Here is a 26,139-nt window from a genome sequence, read left to right on the forward strand (position 1 = left end):
TTAATACCACATGTTTTTTATTTCATTCACTATTTCACTGGCTTTGGTTTCTGTAATCCAGTCTATAAGTCTTATTTCATTGCCATTATGTACAAAAACAACAGAGTAGGTTGAGCCATTCAGAGAAAAGTGATAACGAACACCCAACTTATATCTTTCTACCTGAAAATCTTTTATTTCAATCTGATTAATATCTTTTTTCAGATAAGTTTTAGGGCTGGCAAACAATTTATTTTTATACTCAATTTTTATGGTTTCGGGATCAATGGTCAGAACCGTTTTTCCAAAGGTATTCCATAGCCAGATATACAGGAATAGAATAAAAAAAACTGTAAATGGAGCGGTAAATGAAATATAATGTAAAATAAAAAAGGAACTTTCCTCCTGAAGGCTTGAAAGAGGAATAATAATCAGAATAATAAAAGAGAGTATGAGTAACCCTAACCCTAATATAATGGTCAATAGCCAATTGGTCTTGTTTTTTATTTTAATGATGGTGGACATTTATTCAATATCGTTGTAAGAATTAACCTTATAAAGCAGTTGAAACTTAACGGTATTTTTTTTAGAATTAGGATATGTTTCTTTATTCACCTGTTTTTCAAATTCTTTCATGATTTCCAGATCCGGATTATCTTTAACTGCAAACTGAATGTCGTTTTTCTTTTTTCCCAATTCAAATTGAACCATTATTTTTCCTTCACCTTTTGAGTTTTTAAACAAATTCTCAAAAATTCTGTTGGTTTTTTCAATAACAGATTTAATATCCTCAAAAGAAGAATTGGCCTTTAATTCTGAATCACCGGACAAGAATATGACCTTTTCAAGTTTAGTTTCTTTGTTGCCTTTATCGGTAACATATACCTCATTGCCATTTTTATACGTTTTAATGGTTCCATCCGTTCTATAGGTTCCCTTGTCAATAGGATTGCTAAGAATTTTTATATGGGAACTCATCCAGCCAGAATACTTTTAGCTTTTCCTGCAGAAAGTTGACAATATAATAGTGGTTCTCGGTCTGAATGATGAACAAGGGTTCCTGAATATCAAATGAAATGGTAGACCAGTAATATTTTAATTCGTCTTCATTGGCTTTTCTTATCTGATAATTCCCGGAAACTTCTTTTTTAAATTCATTCCATATTTTTTTGGAGTCATCCAGCTTTTTGGCCATTTTTCCTTCAATTTCCACATCATCTATATGGAAAATCAAACTATCAGGAATACTTTTTAAGCTTTCAATATTTTTAAATCTTTTCCAGAGTGTTGGTCCGATAATTAAATTTTTTCCCAACAGATCATCATTGGGTGCATTGGTAAGACTCTCCGTTAGCAGTTTTTTTGCTTTTTCGTTGATTTTATCATCTGCATAATGATATACTACGCCATTGGGAATGGTTATTTTCTCGGTGATTTGTGCTTTGACAGCATTGACGATGAATAAAAGAAGAAGAAGAATTTTTATTTTCATGGGTTGTTTTTAAAGTTTTACTTTAATTTTTTCTACTTCTGTTTTGTTGGGCTTATCTATTTTGTTGGGTAAAGTCCAATGAACATACAATTCTTTGTTTTCAATATGAATACTGTCGATGCAATAATGAGGGAAAATGCTGGAGCAGTCTTTCCAGTTTTCTCCCAGGAACTGCTTTTCCTTTTTAATCATATTTTCGGCTACTAACCGGTAAGGAAGAGAGTCTGTTTCATAGATAACAATACCGTTCACTTTGTCATAAGCCAGAGCATTTTCATACAATTTAACTTCATTACTGTCGAAAGGTAAAATTAAGTCTGTCCATGTATCGCTTCCATTGGAATGTCTGATACACATGAATTGATCATTACTCCATTGTAAGGATGTTTTATGATCCAGATAATTGTTACTGATCGGCTCTGAAGAATTGAATATACTCTTACCATTAGTCCAGCGTAAAGAAGACGTTGAATCTGTCTCCTTAATGATTTCAAATGTAGGTTTCGAGATGATGCCATCATTCTTATTTGACGAATGACATGCTGATATCAATAAATAAAAAGATAATAGAAGGAACGGTTTCATATCGTGTTTAGCTTTGAAAAAGTATGAATTTTAATACAAAAGCTCTCCATTGAGATCCGTTGTCAGCACTTCACTCATATAATCAAAAAAAGGACGCATTGCCAGCAAGGTCTGGATGGCTTCCTTCTGAAAGCTGTCTGACAGAACCTCCTTATCTGTAAATTCCCGCATCACCAGGAATTGTTTTTTTCGGATTAAATCTATAGCCGGATGATTTTTATCAAAACCCCGCGGTGCTGTTTTTACAGAGTCTCCTTTAAGTTCTCCGAAATATTGTATAAAAGTTTTATCAGCGATAATTTTTTCAATTTCTTTGCTGCTGATTTCAAATTCTTTACGGATGCGAAGTAAATCTTTGGCTTCAGGCCCCCAGAATCCACCACCTACAAAACTGTTGCCCGGTTCCAGCTGAATATAATATCCACCTCTCAGCATGGGCTTCGAACGGGAATATCCCACTCCAAAATTGGTTTTATAGGGTGTTTTGTTTTTGGAAAAACGGACGTCATTATAAATCCTGAAAATATGCATTCCTTTAAGCTGATCATGCTCCTGAAGTTCATTGTAGATCTGAGTAAATAAAACTTTATTTTCCTTTACAATGGTATCATATTCGGATTTGTGCTTTGCGAACCATTCCCGGTTGTTATTTTCTTTTAAATGGGTAAGAAACTCAAATGCTTTTTTCATATTCAGATCAGGATTTTCCTTCGTTGATATATTCTTGATAATCTTCTTCTAATTTGTTAATTTCCTCTATCAGGAAATCATAAATATTTCCTTCAAATATATCGTAATCTTCCTCGTCATATTTGTCGTACTCCACTTTGATGATGCCGTTGTCGGTATAAGCTCTGTACAGATTTCCACTGCGTTTGAAAAATAATTGGCCCAGAGGCTTTTCTTTATATTCAAGAGCTTCGGCATGCTTCTCTTCAAAACCCATCCATGAAGGCATTTCTTCGTCCTGGGAAAGCCCGTACACGAAAAAGCCGTACCCGAATTTCCAGGCTGGAAGAACATCAAATTCTTCGGGCCGTTTCCATACTTCTTCTCTAACTTCAAGAAGCAAGGAGCCAAATGTTGTCAGGAAATCCTTAATATCTTCACTGAATGTAAAACCTGTACTTTCTTCATACTTTGTAATCTGTTCTTCGGTGGCCGGATTTGTCAGGGAACTCATTACGAAAAAATCATCATTTAATTTCTTTTTCCTGTCCCAGAAGTCTTCTTTTGTTGTCATATTTTTTTGTTTGGTTTGTGCCGTCATCATTGATCAGACCGTTATTGAAACAAATATAAGGGAAAGTTGGAGGGATAAAAAATGAAGGAAGGGAAAATGATGAGGCTTACTCATTTTCAAATGTAAACCCATTTTCTTTGTCCATTTGTTCACGTTCTTTTTGTGACATTCTTTTTCTTAAAACTCTGGTAGTATAACCTCCTTTCACAATATTTTTATCGATATACATCCAATCTGTAATATTGTGTGGATTAATTTCAATAGTATCTCCCAGTTTTACTTCTGTTGTTGATATGGGATCTCCATCTACAATTCCATAGAATTTATCATCAGAATATTGAACTTCACTTATCCAGATATGCTCGCCTCCGGAACCTGCGGTGTTAAATCTTTCTTTCAGTGCAAAATTGTAGTAATCCGGATTGCGGCTTTCTATTGCTTCTTTGAACTTATATAATGATTTTTGGGCATTTTCTATCGCAGTATTCATTTCGGTGTCTTCTCCCTGCAGAATATGAATGTCGGGCTCATTATCTCTTTTTACAACTTGATCTTTTCTTTGGCAGCTTAATACGATAAGGCTTAGAAGTAGATAGATTGGATATTTGCAGCGCATAATTTAATCTGATGATATTAATTCAAGTTTCTAATTGTCACTTATTAATCGTATAATCTTCTAATTTCTGTTTCAGTTCTTCAGAAACCAGGTTATTTTCTATCAGGTAGCGGCTTATTATTTTCAGGAAATACTTGCATTCCTTTAAGTAATCTTTATCAGGTAAAGAATGATCTTTTAAATAAGTGTTTGCTCGGTCGACAAATAATCCGGAGCCTTCAAAATCTTTGCTTTTGAATAGTGTTCCAACTAAGGATATATAGGAAACAAATTCATATTCGCCATGATTTCCTTTTAAATAGTGAGAAGGCATCATTTTGTTCATCTCCTGAAAATAGGATATGATTCCGATGTCTTTCAGGTATTTCTCCTTTTCGATAACAAACCAGTCATCTACTATTTCTCCATCAAAATCCATTTCAAGATCATAATACCCAATGGGTTCTGAATTTCTAAGATACATGTCATTTTCTACACAAAGACTTATTCTTGCCCGGATAACAGGTTCCCGGTATTGCTGTTCAATCAGATATTGGTATCCCTCAAATACAAAAGTAATTTCGTGGCGGGCAAAGCCTCCTATCAATTCTTCAGGATCTTCTGAGAGTATTTTTTGGAGCGTGTGAAATGCTTCATTTTTGAGATGAAACTTTTCAGCTCTTTCAGTGAGTAATGTTTGAAGTTCCTGAGCGTTCATAGTATGGTTATTGGTTTTCAAATCCTGTAAATCCATCAAAGCTGTTTTAATGGATTATGGTGCTAATGCAAATATTTAATAAATAGCACTTACTATCATCTTACAATTTTAATCTTCTGTAAAACCCCTTTTTCATCTTTAAAACTAAAGATATAAGTTCCGCGCTGTACTCTTGATAAGTCAATATTTCTGTTATAATAGGCAAAGCCCCTGTTGATCACTTGTCCATCTAAAGAGTAGACGGTAAATTCAAACTGATTGCTGTTATTTTTATTACTGATGATAAAACCGTCTCTGGATGCATTGGTATAGACTCTTGTTGTGGTCTCACGATCTTCATTGGCTGTATTGGAAGAAAGGGCACTTTCAGAAATATCAGCTGCTTGTGTACTTTTAATAGCTGATTTGGTTACAGACGTTGTACTTCCGCCGATGATGTATAATTTATTGTTATAAACTTCCGCTGCAGCGTGTCTTCTGGGAATCATATTGGATGACAGCTGATGGAATTTATTGGTTGTTGTATCGAAATAGGCCAGAAACGTCTGATTATTATAACCTCCTGCAATGAAAATTTTATCACCGGATACCGCTAATGAATGTCCTGATATCCCGGCTGGCATCGTAATCTGATCGGTCCAGCGATTGGTATTGATGTCGTAGATATTGATCAGGCGGGATGAGGTACCGTTGAAACCGCCAATGACATACAATTTATCATTCACAATTTTGCCCTTTGCTTCTCTGGCGGTGGGCATATCCGGTAATGGATGCCAGGTATCTGAAGCAATATCATAATATTGGAATCTGTTGGAAAATGCAGTGGTTGCAGCGCCGTTCAGTCCGCTTCCGCCGAACACATATATTTTCCCGTTATGGATGGCAGAACCTGCATTTCCTGTATACGAACGGTTCACAGCACCCTTCGTTACTTTCATGGTTTCAAGATCTACAATTTCAAGATGGCTGTTTCCCCAACCGTTAAAAATATACATTTTATTATTGTAAGTCTCCGAATTAGCAAATTTTTTAGGACTGATAGTAGCATTGAGAACACTCCATTTGTTATCAGTAATATTGTATTTTTCAATATAATTGGCCATACCTCCGCTTTCCTGATATCCGTTGCTCACATAGATATTATCATCTACAATGACACTGGATATAGCTCCTCTTCCTGCAGACATATTGGCGAGCGTTTTAAATTGAAGTGTTTGTGCATGGGCGAGCAGTGAGCCCAAAAATGAAAGGAATAATAATTTTGTTTTCAATGGTATGAGGTTTAGTGTGTTTGTTTTATCTGATTTTCTTTATTGGAGCCCGGGTTTATTTTTAGTACCGGACTTTAAGAGAATAATCATGGTTTAAAGATAGGAAAAAGTTGAAGAGAATTTTAAAATTACTTTATTCAGACAAGCATGAGGTTCTATTTCTAAAAAATGGTCGATTTCAATCACACTTTATATTTCATCAGGTATCGCTACCCCCTTACCAAAGGGATATAGGGGGTTCATGAAGGGGGTATAGCCCCTTATCCAAGGGGGTAAAGGGACTTATGGAAGGGGTTGGAGGGGCTTTAGGAAGTGGTTATAGGGGGTTGCATAAGGGGGTAAAGGCCGTTCCGAAGGGGAGATACTTCCTTACCCAAGGGGCTGTAAGGACTTATGGAAGGGGCTGGAGATACTTCATGAAGTGGCTGAAGGATTTATAGAAGAGGGTAGAGGTGCTTTATTTTTTTCGCAAAGTCGGGAGACTTTGCGGAGCGGGAGAGTGGGGTATTTTAGGCGGAGGGATATAAAAAATCCGAAGTGGGAGACTTCGGATTTTGTTTTTTATGATGGCGCAAAGTCTCCAGACTTTGCGGAGCGTGGGTTCGCCCCACTATTGCAAAACCGATGTTATCAGAAATTTTTCTTATTGTTCATATTCTTTTAAAATTCTAATAACAGTTTCTTTGTCAAATGTTGATGTATTTTCAATTTTTGAAGATAATTCAGGTTTTGAAGAGGTAATTTCTTTCAGTTTATTTTTCATACTATTGAATGTGCCAACATTCACTTCTTGATTTTTTTCATTGATGAAATGATCTTTTATCTGAACGCTTCCATCATATGCGTTATTGTAATATTCTCTAAACCATTTAATTTTTCCATCATAAAAGTTCTCCTGCAAAGATTTATATTCAGAACCTCTATTCACAAATCTTCTTTCGTTTCCGTTATAATCTTTAATAGTTATTTCTTTTAGGAGTTGGAAATAGATGTATTCTTTTTTTCCTGTCTTATCATAAATTTGAAGAAATTTGTTTATTGAAGTTTCATTTAGAAATCCATAAATTATATTTTTTTGACCTCTAATTTTTCCATCAATCGTTTTATCGTTAATGAAAGTGATTTTTGCATCCATCACATTTTTTTCTTGGATATTTGCGTTTTGAGTAGAGTACTCTTCAAGTGGCTTCAATTCACTCATCTGATTCCAAACTTTTACGCAACTTGTAAGTAAAAGTACAGATGATAAAATAATAATTGGTTTTAATTTCATAAGTTTTGCTTGATAAGCGATGTATATGATAAAATTTCTGCTAACGTTTCGGGTATTGCTGTAGTTTCGGGGCAACCGAAGCATAATCCGTGTAAAATTACGAAGATTTCTGAAACAAATAGTTCTATTGCTAACATTCAACCCTAAATTCCAGCAATACCATGCTACCTGCACGAATCCTTTCGTGTGGTTACAGTATTATAAATTATATAGTTTTAACCGAGCCATACAATACAATCGTGCGGTAGCGGGGGGAGCGGGTATTTTAGATGAGGACAAAAAGCTATATTGTTGCTTGCTTAGTGTCATAGAATGTGGAGTGGTTTTTTGTAAGTTATTGAAAATGATATACTAAAGTTAGAGGTTTCTTTGAAAAAATACAAAAATGAAACCATGATATGTAACATATCATACAGCGGGGAAAATTGATAAATATCAGCTGCAATGGTATGATGAGGCAGGTGTTTCTTCGCTAACTTTGAGTATGAAAAAGGGATTTAAGGTTCGTTTTTCATTGTAAATCTTCACAATAATCTAAACAAAAATGCTATGAAACAAAGAGTTCCAATTTCCCAAATTATGACTAAAAACCTGATTACACTCAATCTTACACAATCATTGTATGAGGCTGAAAATTTATTTAAAAAAAATAAAATCAGGCATATTCCGGTTGTAGAAAATCAAAAGTTATTAGGCGTATTAAGTTATAGTGATTTATTAAAAATCAGCTATGCGGACGTAGAACAATCGGATGATGCGGAGGATGTTCCTGTGTCAGCAGTGGTATACGATGTATTTACTATTTCGCAGGTGATGACAAAAGCTCCTCTCACTGTAAATCCTGAGACTACCATAAAGGAAGTGGCAGAGATTTTATCCGAACATAGTTTTCATTCTGTTCCGGTGGTAGAAAATGGCGAGCTAAAAGGTATTGTGACTACTACAGATATTTTAAAGTATTTATTGCAGCAGTATTAAATGAACCAGTATTCATTTTAAATGTCCACTTACACTGAGTTCTTACATTTTCCAAATTCAGAGTAATTGGAAATTATATACGTATAAGAAATCCGAAGTCTTGGCTTTGGGTTTCTTTATTTTTTTAGAGGCTGCTGAATGTCCCCGTTGCTGCAAGAATTCTTTCGTGTGGTTATAATATTATCAATTAAAGATTCTTATAATATAAAATCAAAGCCACAGGATACAATTGTACGGCAGCGGGTGAGGAGCAAAGTCAGGAGACATTGTGGAGCAAGGTTACTGTCTTCTACAATGGTTAAAACTCAGGTTAACAACAGTTATTATTTTAATTGAATTTCAATCTTTTTATCTTCCATAAATAACTTTATCCAATTCGGAACTTCATTATTTCCTGGAATGCATTCGATTAAACTTTTATTATTTTTATAATTTTCTATAGCTTTTTTCCCAAACTTGATTTTCATTTCATAAATTTCATTGCCACCATATCCAATCCAGGCTTTTGTTATTATTTGCTTGTTGTTTTCAATATTATGATAAAGTAAAGATTTTGTGTCTTCGGGTAAATGATGTATACCATCACACCAAAAACTCTTAGCATAATATTTTATCTTTTCATTTTCAATGTTTTTAAAATCCAGAGACCATTCTAAATGACTGCAAAATTCTAAATTAAACACTGGTTCATTAAGATTAAAATTAAAAGCACCACAATTGGGACATTCAGTATATTCTCCATTCAATTTTTCAAACTCACATTCTGCACATCTGCCATTTCTATTGTTTACATGTTGAATAATAATTCTTGCTTCATTTTGGTCTACATTGAATTCGTCAATTAATTTTTTTTCAGCAAATAATTTTAAATCGTTTTGCATCAAAATATAAAGATCAAGCTTTTGTTCTTCTGTAAATTTTAGAGTAATCACTTCATTTTTACATTTGTTGCAATTCATTTTCATTCTGATTTTAATTTAGATATTAAATTAATATTCCAGGACTATATTTTTTTAAGATAAACTGTTTGGTATTTCCACCGGGAGCCCCAAAATACATACTTCCTTTGGTTAGTATATACTTTTGATTTTCTTTTCAGTTGCCCACTTTTGATGTCATAAACAAAGAGCTTATTTCCTTTGATTTTATATTTTAAATGGTAGTTGATCCCGTTTTCGTTTTTTAAATCATAATTATTATAGTTGCCGGATAACATGTCAGCTATTGTTAATGAATCATGTACAGATTCGACCTCTTCTTTATTTTTATTGAATTTTAAATACAAATTATGGCCGCTTACCGTATAATGCCCGGAAAGTTCCTGATGTTGAAGATCTCCGGAAAACACGTAATTAAATTCATTGTTATTCTTAAAATCTATCTTGGTGACAAAGAAACCAAATTCAGCTTTGTTGGATTTATAGGTTCCCTGCAATTTTTTCTGTGAGTTGCAAGATAAAAAAAGTAATAAAGCTAAAATCAGACTAAAGTTTTTCATACCAGTATCAAGGATAATTCTAAATTATATAGTTTGTTTCTGAAGTCCAGAGACTTTGTCATGTAGGTATTTTATTTGGTATAATCCCCTGCAACAATAGATTTTTCCATTGTACTTACAATCTCAGAAACGGGAATCGTAAATATCCCGGCATTTCCTTTATCAAACTCTTTTTTCCAGTAAGAATATCCATCCATTTCAAGGGAGTCCAGTTTTTTGTAGGCTTCCTTTTTCAAGCTGGTGACACTTTTGTTCAAAGCTTCTTCTGATAGAGGAAGATGGCTGAGGTTTTCTGCATACCCAGTAGGACTGGCAGGGTTTTTCATCTTCAAACCGCTGACAGAAATATGAATCACTTTTCCGGTTTCAGGGTAGTCTTCAATCTTTAATATGGTAAGGGTAGAGCTTTTTTCTGTGGGGCGGGTTTTGTAGTTCCATTGCTGGCCGACACGGTATTGGTCTTTTCTTGCACAGCTGAAGGACAGCAAGAATAATACTGCTATGAAAGTATAGAGTTTCATGAAGGGTTGGTTATTAGTTTTGTTTTTTATTTTTGAATCAGCTGCTCCAGTCTGGCCATCATTTCATCTTTTTCTTTCAGCATTCTTTCGTACAGTGCAATTTTTTCTTCGTGTACTTTGATTAATTGATCCACAGGATTAAGTGTAGAATTATAGAAAATAGAAGCTGGTTGATGACAATTATCGAAAGTATTAGAAATAATATTGATAGCCTGCTCTTCATCAAAATTCTGAAAAGCTTCCACAGGAATTTTCAATACCTCAGAAATCCTTTTCAGTAAAGGATCTTCAATAGTTTCTTTCTGCTCCAAAAGCGAAATTTTCTTCTGGTTCCAGTCTTCCCCAAGATCAAAAGCCAAAGCCTCCTGCTTGATGCCCAACATCTCACGAAAACGCTTGATATTTCTCCCTTGATGTATTTTTTTGTTTTGCATATTTGTGTACGTTATAGAAACAAATATAAGTAAAAGTTGGGGGATAGGAAATGGGAGAATGGAGGTATTTTAGATGAGGTAGGAATATAAAGAATCCAAAGTCTCCTGACTTTGGATTACTTATTTTTTTTCCGCAAAGTCGAGAGACTTTGCGGAGCATTGGGTATTGAAGCGCATTCTAAAACCGCAAAATACAATATTAAAAGCCTAAACTTAATATCTAATTAGGATGCTCTCTAAAAGATTTCTGGCCATAACAGCCAATTTTGGAAGAGAAATACGAATTTGTAAAAGAGATAGATATAAAGAAAAAATCCTAGCGAGAGCTAGGATTAGTCATTATTATCTTATCAAATAAAAAGAATAAAAAGTTTTCTGTCTTGTTATAGGCAGCTCTTTTTCAAAATTATTGCAAACTATCAATACTTTGGTCTAAATCTGAAATATTCTTTTTATGTTTGATTAGATTTATTCTAATTGTTTTACAAAGTTCTGCATCAAAAATTACATCACCTGCTTTTGTTTGAAAATATTCAATACCTTTTTCGTTATCTTTTATATATTTTGCGTGAGCAAATTCATTTCTCATTTTAATAATATCATTTTTGAAATCATCAATAAAATTTTCTTTTCCTTCATCGTTCAAAATTTGACTTATTGCAACTGCTCTTTGTGCTGAAGAAATAAGCAAGGGATCTTTTAGTATTTGATTTATATTGTTGTTTTTTTGAAATTTTTCAGATAATTCAAACTTTCTTTTATAAAATGCAGTTACGTCAGTAAATATTGCTTGTTTTACAGTTTCTGAATCTTTCTTGTCAAGATATTTTATAATAATTTCTAACATTTCATTTTCAAGATTGCTAGCTTCTTGAATAAGTAATCCTCTCATTGGAACAATGTGTTGAAATTTTCTTATAGTTAAGGAAATCAAATCTTTCGCTTTCTCAACAATCTTTTCATAATGTGTAGAACCAGGGATTCTATTAGTTTCAACAAATGTAATTCTATCTTTTTTATCAGTATCTTTAACATTTCCACGAGCTGAATAAAACATTATTTCTGTGAAAATGTTTTTTTCTCTCACTTCTTCAATTATAACATCACCGTTTCTTTCACCCTCCTCTTCATCATTTAAGTGGTAATCTGTTAAAATTAAATCATAAGAATCATTTAAGCTTTTAAAAAATTCTTCTTCATTACTGACAATGTGCACTATAGGTTCAAAACCGAGTTCCGTGATAAAACTTACGATATCCTCTGCATAATTATCATCTATTATGTCAGATTTCTTATCATCAAGCCATAAAATGCTATATTCTATTTTCATAGGGTAATGTTATTTGAAAAGTAGTTCCTTCATTTTTTAATGATTGAACAGTAATTTTACCTTTTAGTTTTTTAACAATTTCACTTGCTTGGAATAAGCCAATTCCAGAACCATCAGTAGTAGAATATCCTAATTCAAATATTTTATAATAATCTTCTTCTGGTATATAATTTTTTCCATTATCAAATAAAGAAACAATCATATTTTCATCAGAAATTTTAAAAGAAATTTCAAATTTGGTTGCTTTTAATTTTTCTGAATTGTTTATAAAATTATCAAATAAAGTTGTTATTTCTAAAGGTATAAACTTAGTTTTATATTGAATATTTTTTTGATTTTTAATATCGATATTCATAGATAAATCAATTACTTTGTCATCACTAATGTATATTTCATTGATATATCCTACAATAAACTCAATTAGATCTTCATTAATTTCAGTAGCTTTAAGATTGAAATTTGCCTTAGTAATAAAATTGGCAATTGAATTTATTTTCGCAGATTCTAAAGAGATTACTGAAATAAATTTGTTATACTTTTCAAATCCATCTATATTCTTTAATTGCTTAAGTAATAGTCCAATATTTCTATTTATACGTCCAGAAGAGTGAAATATCTGATGTTGCAAGGCTATAATTTTTTCCTTATCAGTTCCAATAATTGAGTTAGTCCAAAGATTTTTCTTTTTTTCAGCCTCTATTTGTGAATTCAGCTTTTCATTCTCTATAAGAGTTTTAATAGTTTCCTCTTCGGCTTCTTCTTTAGTCGTCTGTAAATGAGATATTTTCTTTTCTATTTTTTTGACAGATGAAATTATCTCATCTTTATTGAAATCTTGATTGTTGACTTTTTCTTTAATTTCCTCAAGAATTTTTTTAGTTGAATTTTCTTCCTTTTCTTCCAAAATTTCAAATAGATCATCTGCATATTCTATAGAAATTAAATTTTGTGAACGTGCTAATTTTTGTACAATATTTTGAAGCGCTAAAACTTTTTGAGATTCATCTAAATTAATATAATCATCTTCTGATAAGTCTTTTCCCCAATCGGAAACTTCTACTACATATCTCTCAAGTCTACGCAATGTTGTATAGAACCATTCATACAATTCATTGTAAGCATAGGTTTTTATTAAACCATCACCACGACTTGACGTTTCAGATAAATGATAATTCTCTCCGTTGATTTCAATATAACCAATAGATTCTCTAGTACCAATATATCTTGCTGTACCTTGAGCTTTTCTATTATCCATTTTTAGTGGGTCTTCACCTCTTTCACCATATGGATATATTCTTAACCCATTTTTGTAAACGAAGATATGCCCGTATTCAACTACAGGCATTCCCATTCTTCTATTAAAGGTAAGTTTTGCTGATTGATTCAAATAGTAAATAGTAAAATCAACATCACTTAAATACAAATTAGTATTGTGTTCTGTAATTTTGTAAACTAGTTTTCCTCCCTCAAATAGCTCAGTAGAAATAGAACTCTGTGAAACACGAGAAATAATTTTAGTTGTTTTAAAATCTAAAGTCTCAAATATTAAATTTTTTATTTCTCCATTTACAATTTCATTGTAAATAGCTTCTTCTGACTTCTTTTTTTTTAATCCCAATTCTTTTATCTCTTCATCCTTTTTACTTTCAGATTCTACAATCAAATTGATTCTAAATCTGTCTTCTTCATTTTGAGTATTGGGGTTTATAAGCTTAGCTAAAGCACTTTTTAATTTAAGTAGTTTGCCTCTATTCCAATCACTTCTTAAGTTAGTAATTTCTAATACCGTTCCTTTATCTTTTTCATAAGAACTATTATCTAACGTTTCGTGTAATACACTAATATTAATGAACTCATCATTTAAATCATTGTCAAATTTTTCCCAATCAGTAATAAGTACTTCAACTTTAGCGTTATCCTCATCTTTTATTGTTTCAAGATATAAATTAGAACCTAATCTATCGCATGAAAACCTACCTATTCCTTTAGCTCCAGCATAAGCTCTTTTTATTTTAATTTTATCTCTATATTCATAACTATCTTCTTCTGTTCCTTCTTTTTTTGCAGAATAAGCTACGAATAACCATTTGTTAATTAGGTCAGAATAATTCATTCCCTTCCCATTGTCGGTAATAATTATTTTTTTGAAAGAGATGGAATCTCTTTCAAAAAAAATGTTTACTTCACTTGCATGAGCATCATAAGCATTTTTAACAAGTTCAAAAACAGCTATAAAGTCGTCATTGATTAAATCACGCCCAATAATATTTTTTAATGCTGAACTTATTTTAAAATTTAATTCGTTTTGCATTATGATAAAAGTTTTTTTAAAACAATACCCGCTTGTTCCGCAAATAATGGTGGAATTGCATTTCCAATTTGGGAATATCTAGGAACTTCTTTAGTTCTAAGTTTTCCACCTGTTGTATATTTACCTTGAAATTGATACCAGTCCGGGAAAGATTGTAATCTTGCATATTCTCTAACTGTTAATATTCGAGGTTCTTTATAATGAATGTAATCGTCTGGAAGTGTTGTAATTGTTGGACTACAGTTATTACCACATAAAGGGATTATTGTGTGTTTTTTTATATTATATCTTTCTCTAATATCGTTTGATATATCTAAATTTCTTCTGTTTTCAGTTAATTCCAAAATATTCCTAAATTTTGCAATTGTAGAAATTTGATGTTTTGCAAATCTATGGCTATCGGGAATGTCTGATGTAACATTCTTACGAGAATATTTTTGGTATTTTGATTTACTTAAACCATATTTTGATGATTTGAAGCTAGGAGAGTCAATTGAATCGACTAATCCATTAGATTGTAGTAAGTCAGATATTGCATCTTCTACAGTGTTTACAAAACTTAGATTTTTATTTTTTAAAAATTTGAATTTATTATTTTCTAATTCTTCAAAAAAAGCATTTACTATTTCTTGTGATGCTTTAGGAAGGTTATCTTTCATTCCTACTAATATAAATCTCGTTCTTTTTTGAGGAACTCCAAATTCTGAAAAATTAACTAATTTTCCTTGAACAATATATCCAAGATTTCGAAGGTTTTTTAGAACTAATTCAGAATAAGCGATGCCTTTTTCTCTATTCTTTTTAAATTCCATAGTAAAACCTTTGACGTTTTCAAAAAAAATCAAATTAGGCTGTACAAGTTGTACGAACTTTATATAAGAATTAATTAAACTATTTCTTTCGTCAGATTCATCTCTTCTACCAGCCATCGAAAAACCTTGGCAAGGAGGACCTCCTGCCACTAAATTTATTTGACCCTGAAGATTTTTGAGTTCCGATTCATAGTTATTTAATACTTGATTAATATCATGAGCATTTTGAGGTAGCCATTTTGGCCAATCAAAATGTTTTTTCTTTTTTATAAGATTAAATTCTAGAGTTTTAAATGCGTCACTATTTTTTTCAATAGCAAAAACACCCTTCCAGTTGGAATTATGTAACCCCAATGATAGCCCTCCACAACCAGAGAATAAATCTATATATTTAAAAGTGCTCATCTATACAAAAAAATTTTTCAAATTTAGTTTTTTTTAAATTGAAATATAAAGGTTTTATAAGAAATTACAAGGCTATTTTTGATTGAGTTTGAATTATTTTGATCAACCCTTATTTAGGAAGATCTATTTTTAGAATCGTCTATATCATCAAATTTTATGTATTTAGCCAATATATAACCTACAATTATATAAATGTTATTTTGATTTTAGTTATTAATAATCAAATATAAAATATAAGTATAATATTCCATTACGGAAAACCGTATTTTTGTTAAAAAACAAAAAACCGCCCTACAAAAGTAGAACGGTTAGTATATTAAATTTGTCTCAGCGACACGCTGTTACATCATTCCTGACATTCCACCACCCATTGGCATAGCTGGTTCAGCGCTCTTCACTTCAGTGATTACACATTCAGTTGTAAGAAGCATTCCGGAAACAGAAGCTGCGTTTTTAGTTGGGGCAATGATACCTGCCTCAAGCATGTTTATATATGCTTTATTTTGAATATGTATGTTTTTTACTTTTGAAAACTTTCTGCTTAATCCATTGGATAGCAACATTAACGGGAGTTGTATCATTGCTAGAAGAAGTGTTGTGGCTCAATTTAGAAAAAAGAGTATATTCAAAAGGCTTACCTTGAGCTTTAAGTGTATTTAATTGTTCTATACATAACTTTACCGGAATCTGTATGTCTTTTTCACCAAAAAGCCAAAGCCCGGGAATTGAAAGGGTGTTTAAATAGATTTTGGGATCAGTTGCTGCAAATTGGTACCTGTCTGGATCATTTTTGGTATGTTCAATGGCATCTGTTTCTGTATGATTTTCCCAAAAATTATTGTTTCCATTAGTATAAAACTGAAAGCGAAGCTGCTCAAGAGTAGTAATGGTAGGACCGCTAAATAAAACCATAAATTCAATTTGTGGGTTTTTACTTGCAGCAATCGGGATTATCCATCCAGCCTGGCTGAATCCTACTAATCCGATTGGTATTTTTTTATCTTTCAGATAGGAATGGAATGTTTTTACGGCTGCATTTACATCATGAGCCAATAAATTAAGGTTAGTAGTGTCAATATTATTGGTGCCAACAGACGGCCCTACATACACGCCTCCAGATTCTCCAACACCGCGTTTATCATATGTTAATACGGCAATCCCTTCTTTAGCAAGACGTTTTGCAAACTCTATTTCTCTTTTTACAGGATCAGACCCGTGAACAATTATAACGGCTACCAATGGTTCTTTAGGTTCTAAAATTGAGCCTGCAAGGGTGATCCCCTGACTTTCAAATTTTACATCCTGAATGGTAAAATCGGTGGATTGTGAAAGTACCATTTCTGGCAAAGCTATTAATAGCAACCCAATAAATATGTTAGAGAAAAAACTGATTTTCATTTTAAATTATTTCATGTGTCATAGTTACTCATCAAATATAACAAAAACCGCCCTACAAAAAGTAGAACGGTTAGTATATTAATTTGCCTCGGTCGCTGACCGTTACATCATTCCTGGCATTCCACCACCCATTGGCATAGCTGGTTCAGCGCTCTTTACTTCAGTGATTACACATTCAGTTGTAAGAAGCATTCCGGAAACAGAAGCTGCGTTTTCAAGGGCAACTCTTGTTACTTTAGTTGGGTCAATGATTCCTGCTTCAAGCATGTGAACATACTCGTCAGTTTTCGCGTTGTACCCGAAGTCTCCTGAACCTTCTGCTACTTTAGCAACGATTACAGAACCTTCACCACCTGCGTTGGCAACGATTTGTCTTAATGGCTCTTCGATCGCTCTCTTAACGATTTTGATCCCTGTAGTTTCGTCAGCGTTAGATCCTGAAAGATTATCAAGTGCAGAGATGGCTCTTACTAAAGCAACACCACCACCAGCAACGATACCTTCTTCTACAGCTGCTCTTGTAGCGTGTAGGGCATCATCTACTCTGTCTTTTTTCTCTTTCATTTCTACTTCAGAAGCAGCACCTACGTAAAGTACAGCAACACCACCAGCTAACTTAGCTAATCTTTCCTGAAGTTTCTCTCTGTCGTAGTCAGAAGTTGTAGTTTCCATCTGAGCTTTGATCTGAGCAACTCTTCCTTTGATTTTCGCTTCGTCACCACCACCGTTTACAACTGTTGTGTTGTCTTTGTCGATCGTTACTTTCTCAGCAGTTCCAAGCATATCTAAAGAGATGTTTTCCATTGTGAAACCTTGCTCTTCAGAGATTACCTGTCCACCTGTAAGGATTGCGATATCTTCCAACATTGCTTTTCTTCTGTCTCCGAATCCTGGAGCTTTTACAGCAGCAATTTTAAGAGAACCTCTTAGTTTGTTGACTACCAGAGTAGCTAAAGCTTCTCCTTCAACTTCTTCAGAGATGATTAATAGAGACTTACCACCTTGTGCAATTGGCTCAAGAACCGGAAGTAATTCTTTCATTGAAGAAATTTTCTTCTCTACTAAAAGGATATATGGGTTTTCAAGTTCAGCTAACATTTTCTCAGGGTTAGTCACGAAGTAAGGTGACTGGTATCCTCTGTCGAACTGCATACCTTCTACAACGTCTACGGTTGTATCAGTACCTTTAGCTTCCTCTACAGTGATTACTCCTTCTTTACCTACTTTTCCGAACGCTTCAGCGATTAAAGAACCGATGGTATCATCGTTGTTGGCAGAAATAGAAGCAACCTGCTTGATTTTTTCTGAAGAATCTCCAACCTCCTGAGATTGAGATTTAAGGTTTTCCACAACAGCTGTTACCGCTTTGTCGATCCCTCTTTTAAGATCCATTGGGTTAGCACCGGCAGCTACGTTCTTAAGACCTTCTCTTACGATAGCCTGTGCCAATACAGTAGCGGTAGTAGTACCGTCTCCTGCGATATCGTTGGTTTTGGAAGCTACTTCTTTTACCATCTGAGCTCCCATGTTTTCTACCTTATCTTCAAGTTCGATTTCTTTTGCTACAGAAACACCATCCTTAGTTACGTGTGGAGCACCGAAAGATTTTTCGATTACTACGTTTCTCCCTTTAGGACCTAAAGTTACTTTTACTGCATTTGCTAATGCATCAACCCCTCTTTTTAGAGCGTCTCTTGATTCAATATCGAATTTTATTTCTTTTGCCATAATTTTTAAGCTTTGGGCTATAGGCTTTAAGCGATAAGCTTTTTACCTTTAGCAATTAATTATTATTTAATAATTTTTTTCTAAGTTGTATAAGTTTTTGCCGGGTTAAATTGAGTGTTGCATTAAGTGCTGCTATTTTATCTTCAGAAGTAAATCCTAAATCACAAGAAAGAAAAAGAAGATATTCGGTTTCGTTTGTAGAACCTATACTTATTTCTATAAATCTTGCAAATTCTTTATCTGTGGATCTACCACAGCCTTCTGCGATATTGGTAGGAATAGAAACAGCTGCCCTTCTTATTTGAGAAGTAAGACCAAAAAGCTCAGATTTAGGAAAATTTTCAGAAATAATATAAATTTCTTTTACCAATTCATGAGAAATTTTCCAGGTATCATATTTTTTGTAGTCTCTCATTGCCTACTGCTTATAGCTTAATGCCTACTGCTTTTACCCAATGATTCCCAATAAATCAGCTTCTCTTACGATCAAATAATCTTTACCTTCCAACTTCAATTCAGAACCTGAATATTTACCATAAAGTACTTTGTCACCTACCTGAACCGTTGTAGGCTCGTCTTTTTTACCAGGACCTACTGCTACTACAGTACCTTCTTGCGGCTTTTCCTTTGCAGTGTCCGGGATAATGATTCCTGAAGCTGTTTTAGTTTCTGCTGCGATTGGCTCTACCAGAACTCTGTCTGCCAATGGTTTAAAGTTTACTGACATAATATATTTAATTTTTTAATTATTTCTGTGTTGTAATTCTCTAAATGTATGCCATGAGACGCTGATGGCTGAAATGGCAGATTTTTATTTCCGAATGTGAAAATTTGGCAGAAAAATTATTTTTTGCGGGCCGGAAATCCCAAAAGATAACTGGTGGCTACCGGTACTACAAACAACAGAACGGTAATGGCGGAAACTAAAATTTCCATGGTATGGCTGGCTAAAAACTTGGCAAAGGCTGTAGCAGGGTAGAAGTGCTCGTATAGGGACAGACTTAATTTAATTCCTAAAATAGCTATGACAATAAAAGCTGCCGTTTCCAAGAAAGGAAATACCTGCATCAAACGGACAAACCACTGTGCAATAAATCTCATCGCTAAAATTCCAATAAAAACCCCCAATGTAATCAGAAGTAAATTATCTGAAAATGCTACGGCAGCAAAAACATTATCGATAGAAAAAGCAAGATCCATTACTTCCACAATAGCAACCGTTGCCCAGAATTGTCCAACCAGCCCGATTGAATTTTTATACAGCCAGCTGGATTCTTTGTCCGGGTTTTCCTCAGTATTTTCTTCATCATTTGTGTTTTTTATTTTTTTGACAAACCAGTCAAAGGAAATATAAATAAGATATAATCCTCCCAGTGGTTTCAGCCACCAGACGGAAATGAGTACGGAGGCGAAAATAAGAGCAAGCCCGCGAAATACATAAGCTCCAAGGATTCCGTATTTCAGTGCTTTTTTTCTTTGATTTTCGGGCAGGTCCATGACGATGGTTGCCAATACGGCAGCATTGTCTACGGAGAGAAGGCTTTCGATAAGGATCAGATTGCCGATAATGGCTATCGATTTTGCAGGGTTTTCTAATATGTCATTGAAAAGGTGTGTAAAATCAGGAAACATCATTTTTTAAGGAAATAGAATTTTGATTAAGTTTTGAAATAATGGCAGCCGAAACTGAAATGCCGATGAAATTGGTAACCGATCTCGCTTCGTTCATAAAGCGGTCTATGCTGTATAAAAGGGCAAGATCCGTGGTAGGAATTTTTCCAAACCTGCTTAGGGTAAACATCAGGGCAAGGAAGCCTGATCCGGGAACTCCGGAAGCTGTTTTGGAAGCAATGGAAATCGTTATAAAAAGCCAGAAATAATCCATTGGCGTAAGGGAAATATTGTAAAGCTGAACCAGAAAAATACATGAAATAGAAAGATAAATACAAGCTCCTGTCAGATTGAAATTGTACCCGAGAGGAATAATAAGACGAAGGATTTTCCGGTCATAGCCTTGGGATTCCATTTTGTCAAAGATCATTGGGAAGGCCGTTTTTGAAGAGGAAGTGGCCACTACAAGAATGATTTCTTCTTTGATACTGATCAGAAAGTCCCAAAGATTAATTTTAAAGTAAGCCGTTATAACCCCTAATATCCCGAAAATAAAAAATACACTGGTAAGATACACTGTGGCCACAATTTTACTTAAAGGCAGCAAAGTATTGATTCCATATACCGAAATGCCATAAGCGATGTTACAGAAAATGACTATTGGCAGAAACAGATACACATATTTGATGAGCCTGAAAAACAAATTTCTTCCTGCGTCTAAAGCTTTAAAGATGTTATTTCTCTTCTTCGAAATACCAATGACGATTCCCGCAGATATGGATATGAAAAGAAAAAGTACATAGTTGCTGATATGCAGTGGGTTGCTGGCCGTTGTTAAAAATCTTTCCGGAAGTGCCTTGTGCGAAGAAATAATAATTCCCGTGTTGGCTCCCGGCTTTAAAAGAAGACCGGACCCGATTCCCAATACAATGCTTATGGAAGTGATGATTAAAAAATACAGAACCATCTGGATTACAATTTTAAAAGCATTTTTAGTGCTGAAAATATAGCTTACGCCATAGGTCACCGCAATGAAAATAACAGGAATGATCAACACTTCAAGAAGCATAAAAAAGTAACTGCTTACCTTTTCCAGCTGTTTACCGACTTCCGGAAAATAATAACCCGTTAATGCGCCACAGATAATAGCCGTGAAAACATACAGGGTAAGGTTTCTTAAATAGGAGTCTGTAAATGTTTTTTGCTTAACAGTTTTCATCATTCACTTTTTTATAGATAATAAGATTACGAAATTCAAAGATATAACCTTATATAATACCAAGAATCAATGCACTCAGCAACATGATGACTGATGATCCTAAGGCCCACTTTAATGTATATTTCAAATGATCTGAAAACTCCACACCCGCCAGCGATACCAACAGATAAGTAGACGGAACCAATGGACTGAGAAGGTGAGAACCCTGCCCGATAAGACTTGCTCTTCCCAATATTTCCGGTGAAATTCCCAATTGGTGACCGGTAGCAACGATAATGGGCAATATTCCAAAGTAGTAGGCATCATTGGATAGGAAAAAAGTAAACGGTATACTGAATAAGGCTGTCACAATATTCATATAACCGCCCCAGCTCTTAGGAACTATTTCTATCATACTGTTTCCCATTGCCTGCATAATACCCGATCCGTTCAGGATTCCCGTAAAAATTCCGGCTCCAAAGATCATTCCTGCCACTGATAGGGCATTTCCTGCGTGTTTGGAAATGATTTTCTGCTGGTCCTTTAATTTGGGATAATTGATGATGGAAGCGATACAGAAAGCAATCATAAAGGCAATCCCTAAAGGAACAATATCAAGAATCATGACTACCAAAAGGGTAATGGTAAGAGCAAGATTGATCAGAATCAGTTTCGGGCGGCGGAGTGAAGGATCTGCTTCACCAATAATATCATTGCTGTTGTAGTTTGTAAACTTACCATGTTTTGCAATTCGTATTTTTTCTCTTCTGCCCAAAATATAGGCAACAAATATAACCCACAGAATCCCTATTGCCATAATAGGAATCATAGGCACAAATATTTCAGTGTGGCCAAGCTTCAGGGAACTCATTACCCTTGCTGTTGGTCCTCCCCAGGGAAGAATATTCATAATCTGCCCGGCAAGCATAATAATACAGGTAAGAATCAGCGGATTCATCCCTTGTTTTTTATACAACGGAAGCATAGCAGCCACGACAATTAAATAGGTGGATGAACCATCACCATCCAATGAAACCAATGCCGTAAGAACAGCAGTTCCTATGGTTGTTTTGATGGGATTGTCTCCAACTGCTTTTAAAATTATATTCACTAACGGTTCAAAAAGTCCCGTGTCTATCATTAAACTGAAATAAAGGATCGCAAAGATCAGCATAACACCGGTCAGAGCTATTTCTTTGACACCGTTTTTCATCATGTCTCCCAACTGAGGACCAAAGCCTGCAAAAAGGGCTATAGTTACCGGCACAATGACCAAAGCCGTAAGCGGGGTCATCTTTTTGTTCATGATCAGGATCATGAAGATGAAAATCATTAAAAAACCAAGAAATGTAAGCATAGTTATCTATAAATATTAATGAGGTTATTGTTGTTTCTTTTTTCTCCAGTCAAAACTGTTTCTGAAGCCTATAAATCCGTAATTGCTTGTTTTTCCGGTTTCCATCTGATTGATAAAGGCCAGTTCCAGAGCAGAATTTTTTCCCACTTTTATTCCAAGGCCTGCGGTAATACGATTGCTGTCGAAAGGTTCTTCTTTATCCATATTCATTCTTATTTCATTTTTAAGAATACCGTAGAGTTTTTCTTTTTCTCCTTTTTTGTTGAAGGGAATACGGACAGAGATCAGATACCGGAGTCTTACCTCAAATTCATCGGGGTTGCTGAGAAAACGCTCTTCCACTCTGAGACGGTTGGAAATTGATGTTCTTCCGATATAATAATCAGCAGTTACCTGTTGGAATGGTCTCTTTTCATACCGTATTTTTTTAGAATCGTCAGCATTGTAAGATTCAAGGATCAGAAACATGGCTCCAGCGGCAGGTCTTATATTTTCAGCTACTTCATAATCTACATAGGCATTTACCAGAAAAAGTCTTGTGTCATAAGCCAGATCGAAGGAACGGTACTGGGTAAGTGCAGTTAAAGTACTTTTATCGGTAAGTTTTGCCGACATCAGGTACTGAAACCACATATTGTAATTATCTTTACTCTGACTATAAAGTCCGTTGAATAAACATAATGATAAAATAAGGGTTAATTTTATATTGATTTTCATATAATATTGGGTTAATATTGTACTTTTTCAAATATATTTATTAGAAAGAGCGGCTCTGGAATTTTTCAATCAATGACAGTTTTTCTCAACGAACTGCATTTTGAGGCAAAAAGATATTTATATTTGAGGCGTTTCAAAATAAGGTATGGACTATGTTTTTAATCATTAATTTTATTGTTATATTATTGATTATCAGAATTTTATTTAGTGGTAAGATTCTGGAAAGTCTTATGAAATACCGTTGGAAATTTTTGTTGAGGTTTCAGCACATTTTTTTCCTTTTTATCTTCATTTTGATGACTTATTTCACCGAAAACTACTTCCTGGACTCAACTCAGTTGGTAATAAGCATTATTTTGAACACCATTTTCAATGTGGGAATTTACTATCTGGTGTACTATTATCTGGTTCCCCGGTTCTATTTGTCCAATAAATACCCGGAGTTTATCCTCTATGCTTTGATCCTCTTTTTAGTCTCCAGTCTTTTCAGAATTCTTTGGGGACCTGCCGTTTTTCAGATGGATTTCAGTGGTAAAGGCTACCACGTCGGATTCTTGTATAACGTGTATATCTCACAGGGAATCATCATTCTGGTAGGCTCTTTTTTGGGAATTACCAAAGACAAATTTTTAATAGAACAGGATGTGATCAGCCTTGGAGAAGAGAAAGATCAGCTTTATCTTGATTTGCTGAAGTCTAAACTGAACCCTCATTTTTTGCTGAATACCCTTAATAATATCTATGCCAACAGTGTTACCCATTCGGAGAAGACATCGGATTCTATTTTGCAGTTGAGCAAGCTTTTGAAATATATTATTTATGACAGCGGAAAAGAAAAAGTAACCGTTTCTCAGGAATTTTCTTCCCTGAAGGCACTTGCTGCTTTGTATCAGCTTAAATATAATAATCAGCTGGATATTGTCATGGATATTGAAGATCAGGAAGAATTTGACATTGCTGAAATTCCGTCCGCTATACTTCTTACATTATTTGAAAATGCTTTAAAACATTCAGCAATAGGAGAAGATGCTCACGCTTTTATAAAATTATTCTGTCATATTGAGCGTTCTGAACTGTATTTTGAAATTATAAATTCTGTCGGGAAAGATAGAACTCTTGTCGCTGAATCTGATTATCACGGGTTGGGAAATGAAGCCATAATTCATATATTGGAAAAATTTTATACTGATCAGTATGAGTTCTATTCCGGCCCGAAAGAAAATGATCAGTATAAAATTGCTTTAACAATTATTATCAATGGCTAACCTGACTATCGTAAATGTAGATGATGAATATCCTGCATTACAGCTTGTAAAACAATATTGTGATCAGCTTGAAGAGGTTGAACTGCTGGCTTCATTTCAGAAACCGGAAGAAGCACTGGCATTTCTGAAAACCAATAAAGTAGATCTTGTTGTTTTCGATATTAATATGCCTGGGATTAATGGAGTAGAGCTTTTGCAGCAGCTTCCTGATCCGCCGCTATGTATTTTTCTTACGCTGGAAACAAAATATGCAGTGAAAGCCTTTGAGCTGGATGTTGTTCATTACCTTATCAAACCTGTGGATTTTGAAACATTTAAAAAAGCAGTCAATAAAGCAAGGGATTTTGTTCAGTTTAAAAGCTCAGCCAGCAGTCAGCAGCAGGAAGACTTTATTATGTTCAAATCCAATTATGTGATGAATAAAGTTTTTCTAAAAGATATTCTCTGGATACAGGGATTCGGAGAATATATTGTCCTTATGACGCCGTTGAAAAAGTATATGATTCTGGAGAGAATGTCCAATTTTGAAGAGAAGTTTCAACATTTCGGTTTTATCAGAATTCACAAGTCTTATATTGTGTTATCAGAACATATCAATTCGTATAATTCCAGCCATGTTTTTTTGAAAAACGGCGATGAGCTTCCGTTAGGGAGAACTTATAAAAAGAATGTAAAAGAACATTTAAGTTAAAAAATAAAGCCGGAATATTTCCAGCTTTATCTTAAATTGTTATCTAAGGATTGGAACTATGGGCAATATTGTCCCGGTCCGATCCACAGGATACATTGTCCTTTGTAATTGTACTCACAGCAAATACGTCCTGTTGCTCCGCCATTGACTGATTTCTGAGCATCTCTGCTTAATAATTTAGCGTTTTTCATAGTTAATAATATTTTGTTTTGTATATCCCTGAACATTTAAAGTCAATCAGGATTTTGACATTTGGTGTAAAAGAAGTGAATCAAAGATACTATTTTTCCTTATAATGTGATATATTTTTGTTTATAATTTTTATAATAAAATTTTGATTATCAGTTATTAATGGTTTTTATCCGAAATCCGGAGCTTGAGAATATAAAACAGAAAAGCCGGAAAACTCCGGCTTTATTTTAATTGTTATCAGGTTACAGATTAAGGACAATTTTGTCCCGGTCCGATCCATAAAGTACATTTTCCGTTGTCGTCGCGTTCGCAGCATACGAGTCTGGCAGCAAGCCCGCCATTGATGGTTTTCTGAGCATCTCTGCTTAGTAATTTGGCATTTTTCATAAGTAATATTTTGTTTTTTTGAACCCTGAGCATTTATTGTCAATCAGGTTTTTGACATTGATGTTGATGTTTATTCAAATATAAAACTTTTTAAGTCAGGTTGTTATATTTTTTATAGACGGAAAACAGGTGTTGGTATTTGCAGGAGTT

31 protein-coding genes are annotated in these 26,139 nt (G+C 34.1%); 3 read left to right on the top strand and 28 right to left on the bottom strand.

Translation table 11 applies throughout. The annotated features are described in order from the left end of the window. From AC59HC_RS08760 to AC59HC_RS08805, 10 genes are all read right to left on the bottom strand, one after another. Positions 1 to 504, bottom strand: a complete 504-nt coding sequence (locus tag AC59HC_RS08760; RefSeq protein ID WP_343640691.1) for a hypothetical protein — start codon at positions 502 to 504, stop codon at positions 1 to 3. Then, on the bottom strand, positions 505 to 957 hold the full coding sequence (locus tag AC59HC_RS08765; RefSeq protein WP_496558439.1) for a hypothetical protein: 453 nt from the start codon (positions 955 to 957) through the stop codon (positions 505 to 507). Further along, positions 932 to 1,471 carry a hypothetical protein gene (locus tag AC59HC_RS08770; RefSeq protein ID WP_496558440.1) on the bottom strand — a complete coding sequence of 180 codons (540 nt, stop codon included), beginning with the start codon at positions 1,469 to 1,471 and terminating at the stop codon, positions 932 to 934. The genes AC59HC_RS08765 and AC59HC_RS08770 overlap by 26 nt, the downstream gene beginning before the upstream one ends. A 9-nt stretch (positions 1,472 to 1,480) precedes the next feature. After that, positions 1,481 to 2,056: a hypothetical protein gene (locus AC59HC_RS08775; RefSeq protein WP_202841388.1), complete on the bottom strand. Its 576-nt coding sequence runs from the start codon at positions 2,054 to 2,056 to the stop codon at positions 1,481 to 1,483. A gap of 30 nt (positions 2,057 to 2,086) precedes the next feature. Continuing rightward, positions 2,087 to 2,746: a DUF2461 domain-containing protein gene (locus AC59HC_RS08780; protein ID WP_496558441.1), complete on the bottom strand. Its 660-nt coding sequence runs from the start codon at positions 2,744 to 2,746 to the stop codon at positions 2,087 to 2,089. A 7-nt stretch (positions 2,747 to 2,753) separates the two neighbouring features. After that, the gene (locus tag AC59HC_RS08785; RefSeq protein WP_496558442.1) at positions 2,754 to 3,299 is read right to left on the bottom strand and encodes a hypothetical protein; all 546 of its coding nucleotides are present in this window, start codon (positions 3,297 to 3,299) and stop codon (positions 2,754 to 2,756) included. 106 nt (positions 3,300 to 3,405) lie between these two features. After that, positions 3,406 to 3,915 carry a YegJ family protein gene (locus AC59HC_RS08790; protein ID WP_313003776.1) on the bottom strand — a complete coding sequence of 170 codons (510 nt, stop codon included), beginning with the start codon at positions 3,913 to 3,915 and terminating at the stop codon, positions 3,406 to 3,408. 37 nt (positions 3,916 to 3,952) lie between these two features. Then, positions 3,953 to 4,648 carry a hypothetical protein gene (locus tag AC59HC_RS08795; protein WP_496558443.1) on the bottom strand — a complete coding sequence of 232 codons (696 nt, stop codon included), beginning with the start codon at positions 4,646 to 4,648 and terminating at the stop codon, positions 3,953 to 3,955. Positions 4,649 to 4,707: 59 nt separating this feature from the next. Then, positions 4,708 to 5,883 (bottom strand): Kelch repeat-containing protein, encoded by a 1,176-nt coding sequence (locus AC59HC_RS08800; protein WP_496558444.1) that lies wholly within the window; start codon positions 5,881 to 5,883, stop codon positions 4,708 to 4,710. Positions 5,884 to 6,526: 643 nt separating this feature from the next. After that, on the bottom strand, positions 6,527 to 7,156 hold the full coding sequence (locus AC59HC_RS08805) for a hypothetical protein (RefSeq protein ID WP_146207821.1): 630 nt from the start codon (positions 7,154 to 7,156) through the stop codon (positions 6,527 to 6,529). A 549-nt stretch (positions 7,157 to 7,705) separates the two neighbouring features. Between AC59HC_RS08805 and AC59HC_RS08810 the strand changes: the two genes are divergently transcribed. Then, positions 7,706 to 8,134, top strand: coding sequence for a CBS domain-containing protein (locus AC59HC_RS08810; protein ID WP_482399628.1), 429 nt, complete (start codon positions 7,706 to 7,708; stop codon positions 8,132 to 8,134). Between the two features lie 323 nt (positions 8,135 to 8,457). Here AC59HC_RS08810 and AC59HC_RS08815 read toward each other — a convergent pair whose 3' ends face one another. The 16 genes from AC59HC_RS08815 to AC59HC_RS08890 form a co-directional block, all read right to left on the bottom strand. After that, on the bottom strand, positions 8,458 to 9,093 hold the full coding sequence (locus AC59HC_RS08815; RefSeq protein WP_496558445.1) for a hypothetical protein: 636 nt from the start codon (positions 9,091 to 9,093) through the stop codon (positions 8,458 to 8,460). 44 nt (positions 9,094 to 9,137) lie between these two features. Continuing rightward, positions 9,138 to 9,632 carry a hypothetical protein gene (locus tag AC59HC_RS08820; RefSeq protein WP_496558446.1) on the bottom strand — a complete coding sequence of 165 codons (495 nt, stop codon included), beginning with the start codon at positions 9,630 to 9,632 and terminating at the stop codon, positions 9,138 to 9,140. A 71-nt stretch (positions 9,633 to 9,703) separates the two neighbouring features. Then, complete coding sequence (locus tag AC59HC_RS08825) at positions 9,704 to 10,153, bottom strand: hypothetical protein (RefSeq protein WP_496558447.1); 450 nt, start codon at positions 10,151 to 10,153, stop codon at positions 9,704 to 9,706. 26 nt (positions 10,154 to 10,179) lie between these two features. After that, on the bottom strand, positions 10,180 to 10,587 hold the full coding sequence (locus AC59HC_RS08830) for a helix-turn-helix transcriptional regulator (protein WP_496558448.1): 408 nt from the start codon (positions 10,585 to 10,587) through the stop codon (positions 10,180 to 10,182). Positions 10,588 to 10,993: 406 nt separating this feature from the next. Continuing rightward, entirely contained in the window at positions 10,994 to 11,917 is a 924-nt protein-coding gene (locus AC59HC_RS08835) for a response regulator (protein WP_496558449.1), read from the bottom strand. Further along, positions 11,901 to 14,228, bottom strand: coding sequence for an ATP-binding protein (locus AC59HC_RS08840; protein WP_496558450.1), 2,328 nt, complete (start codon positions 14,226 to 14,228; stop codon positions 11,901 to 11,903). Before AC59HC_RS08840 ends, AC59HC_RS08835 begins: the two co-directional genes overlap by 17 nt. Further along, positions 14,228 to 15,445 (bottom strand): DNA cytosine methyltransferase, encoded by a 1,218-nt coding sequence (locus AC59HC_RS08845; RefSeq protein WP_496558451.1) that lies wholly within the window; start codon positions 15,443 to 15,445, stop codon positions 14,228 to 14,230. Before AC59HC_RS08845 ends, AC59HC_RS08840 begins: the two co-directional genes overlap by 1 nt. 341 nt (positions 15,446 to 15,786) lie before the next feature. Beyond that, positions 15,787 to 15,930 carry a hypothetical protein gene (locus AC59HC_RS08850; RefSeq protein WP_496558475.1) on the bottom strand — a complete coding sequence of 48 codons (144 nt, stop codon included), beginning with the start codon at positions 15,928 to 15,930 and terminating at the stop codon, positions 15,787 to 15,789. A 13-nt stretch (positions 15,931 to 15,943) separates the two neighbouring features. Next, entirely contained in the window at positions 15,944 to 16,843 is a 900-nt protein-coding gene (locus tag AC59HC_RS08855) for an alpha/beta hydrolase family protein (RefSeq protein WP_496558452.1), read from the bottom strand. A gap of 102 nt (positions 16,844 to 16,945) precedes the next feature. Then, on the bottom strand, positions 16,946 to 18,571 hold the full coding sequence (groL, locus tag AC59HC_RS08860) for a chaperonin GroEL (RefSeq protein ID WP_062675889.1): 1,626 nt from the start codon (positions 18,569 to 18,571) through the stop codon (positions 16,946 to 16,948). Positions 18,572 to 18,626: 55 nt separating this feature from the next. Beyond that, on the bottom strand, positions 18,627 to 18,986 hold the full coding sequence (locus tag AC59HC_RS08865) for a four helix bundle protein (protein WP_115958591.1): 360 nt from the start codon (positions 18,984 to 18,986) through the stop codon (positions 18,627 to 18,629). Between the two features lie 33 nt (positions 18,987 to 19,019). Next, complete coding sequence (locus tag AC59HC_RS08870) at positions 19,020 to 19,298, bottom strand: co-chaperone GroES (protein ID WP_002976538.1); 279 nt, start codon at positions 19,296 to 19,298, stop codon at positions 19,020 to 19,022. Positions 19,299 to 19,414: 116 nt separating this feature from the next. Continuing rightward, positions 19,415 to 20,206 carry a TerC family protein gene (locus tag AC59HC_RS08875; protein WP_496558453.1) on the bottom strand — a complete coding sequence of 264 codons (792 nt, stop codon included), beginning with the start codon at positions 20,204 to 20,206 and terminating at the stop codon, positions 19,415 to 19,417. Beyond that, positions 20,193 to 21,404, bottom strand: coding sequence for a cation:dicarboxylate symporter family transporter (locus AC59HC_RS08880; protein WP_496558454.1), 1,212 nt, complete (start codon positions 21,402 to 21,404; stop codon positions 20,193 to 20,195). The genes AC59HC_RS08875 and AC59HC_RS08880 overlap by 14 nt, the downstream gene beginning before the upstream one ends. Positions 21,405 to 21,450: 46 nt before the next feature. Then, positions 21,451 to 22,737: a CitMHS family transporter gene (locus tag AC59HC_RS08885; protein WP_343640730.1), complete on the bottom strand. Its 1,287-nt coding sequence runs from the start codon at positions 22,735 to 22,737 to the stop codon at positions 21,451 to 21,453. A 24-nt stretch (positions 22,738 to 22,761) separates the two neighbouring features. Beyond that, on the bottom strand, positions 22,762 to 23,454 hold the full coding sequence (locus AC59HC_RS08890) for a DUF2490 domain-containing protein (RefSeq protein WP_411413414.1): 693 nt from the start codon (positions 23,452 to 23,454) through the stop codon (positions 22,762 to 22,764). A 296-nt stretch (positions 23,455 to 23,750) separates the two neighbouring features. Here AC59HC_RS08890 and AC59HC_RS08895 point away from each other — a divergent pair, with 296 nt between their 5' ends. Both AC59HC_RS08895 and AC59HC_RS08900 read left to right on the top strand, forming a co-directional pair. Then, positions 23,751 to 24,719, top strand: coding sequence for a sensor histidine kinase (locus AC59HC_RS08895; RefSeq protein ID WP_496558455.1), 969 nt, complete (start codon positions 23,751 to 23,753; stop codon positions 24,717 to 24,719). Further along, positions 24,712 to 25,410, top strand: coding sequence for a LytR/AlgR family response regulator transcription factor (locus AC59HC_RS08900; protein ID WP_202841369.1), 699 nt, complete (start codon positions 24,712 to 24,714; stop codon positions 25,408 to 25,410). Before AC59HC_RS08895 ends, AC59HC_RS08900 begins: the two co-directional genes overlap by 8 nt. A 56-nt stretch (positions 25,411 to 25,466) precedes the next feature. Here AC59HC_RS08900 and AC59HC_RS08905 read toward each other — a convergent pair whose 3' ends face one another. After that, the gene (locus tag AC59HC_RS08905) at positions 25,467 to 25,601 is read right to left on the bottom strand and encodes a hypothetical protein (protein ID WP_496558456.1); all 135 of its coding nucleotides are present in this window, start codon (positions 25,599 to 25,601) and stop codon (positions 25,467 to 25,469) included. A gap of 250 nt (positions 25,602 to 25,851) precedes the next feature. Further along, a complete protein-coding gene (locus AC59HC_RS08910; protein ID WP_167348788.1) occupies positions 25,852 to 25,989 on the bottom strand; it encodes a hypothetical protein in 138 nt (45 codons plus the stop codon). Between the last annotated feature and the right edge of the window lie 150 nt (positions 25,990 to 26,139).

This window comes from Chryseobacterium sp. DZ-32, from assembly GCF_059587025.1.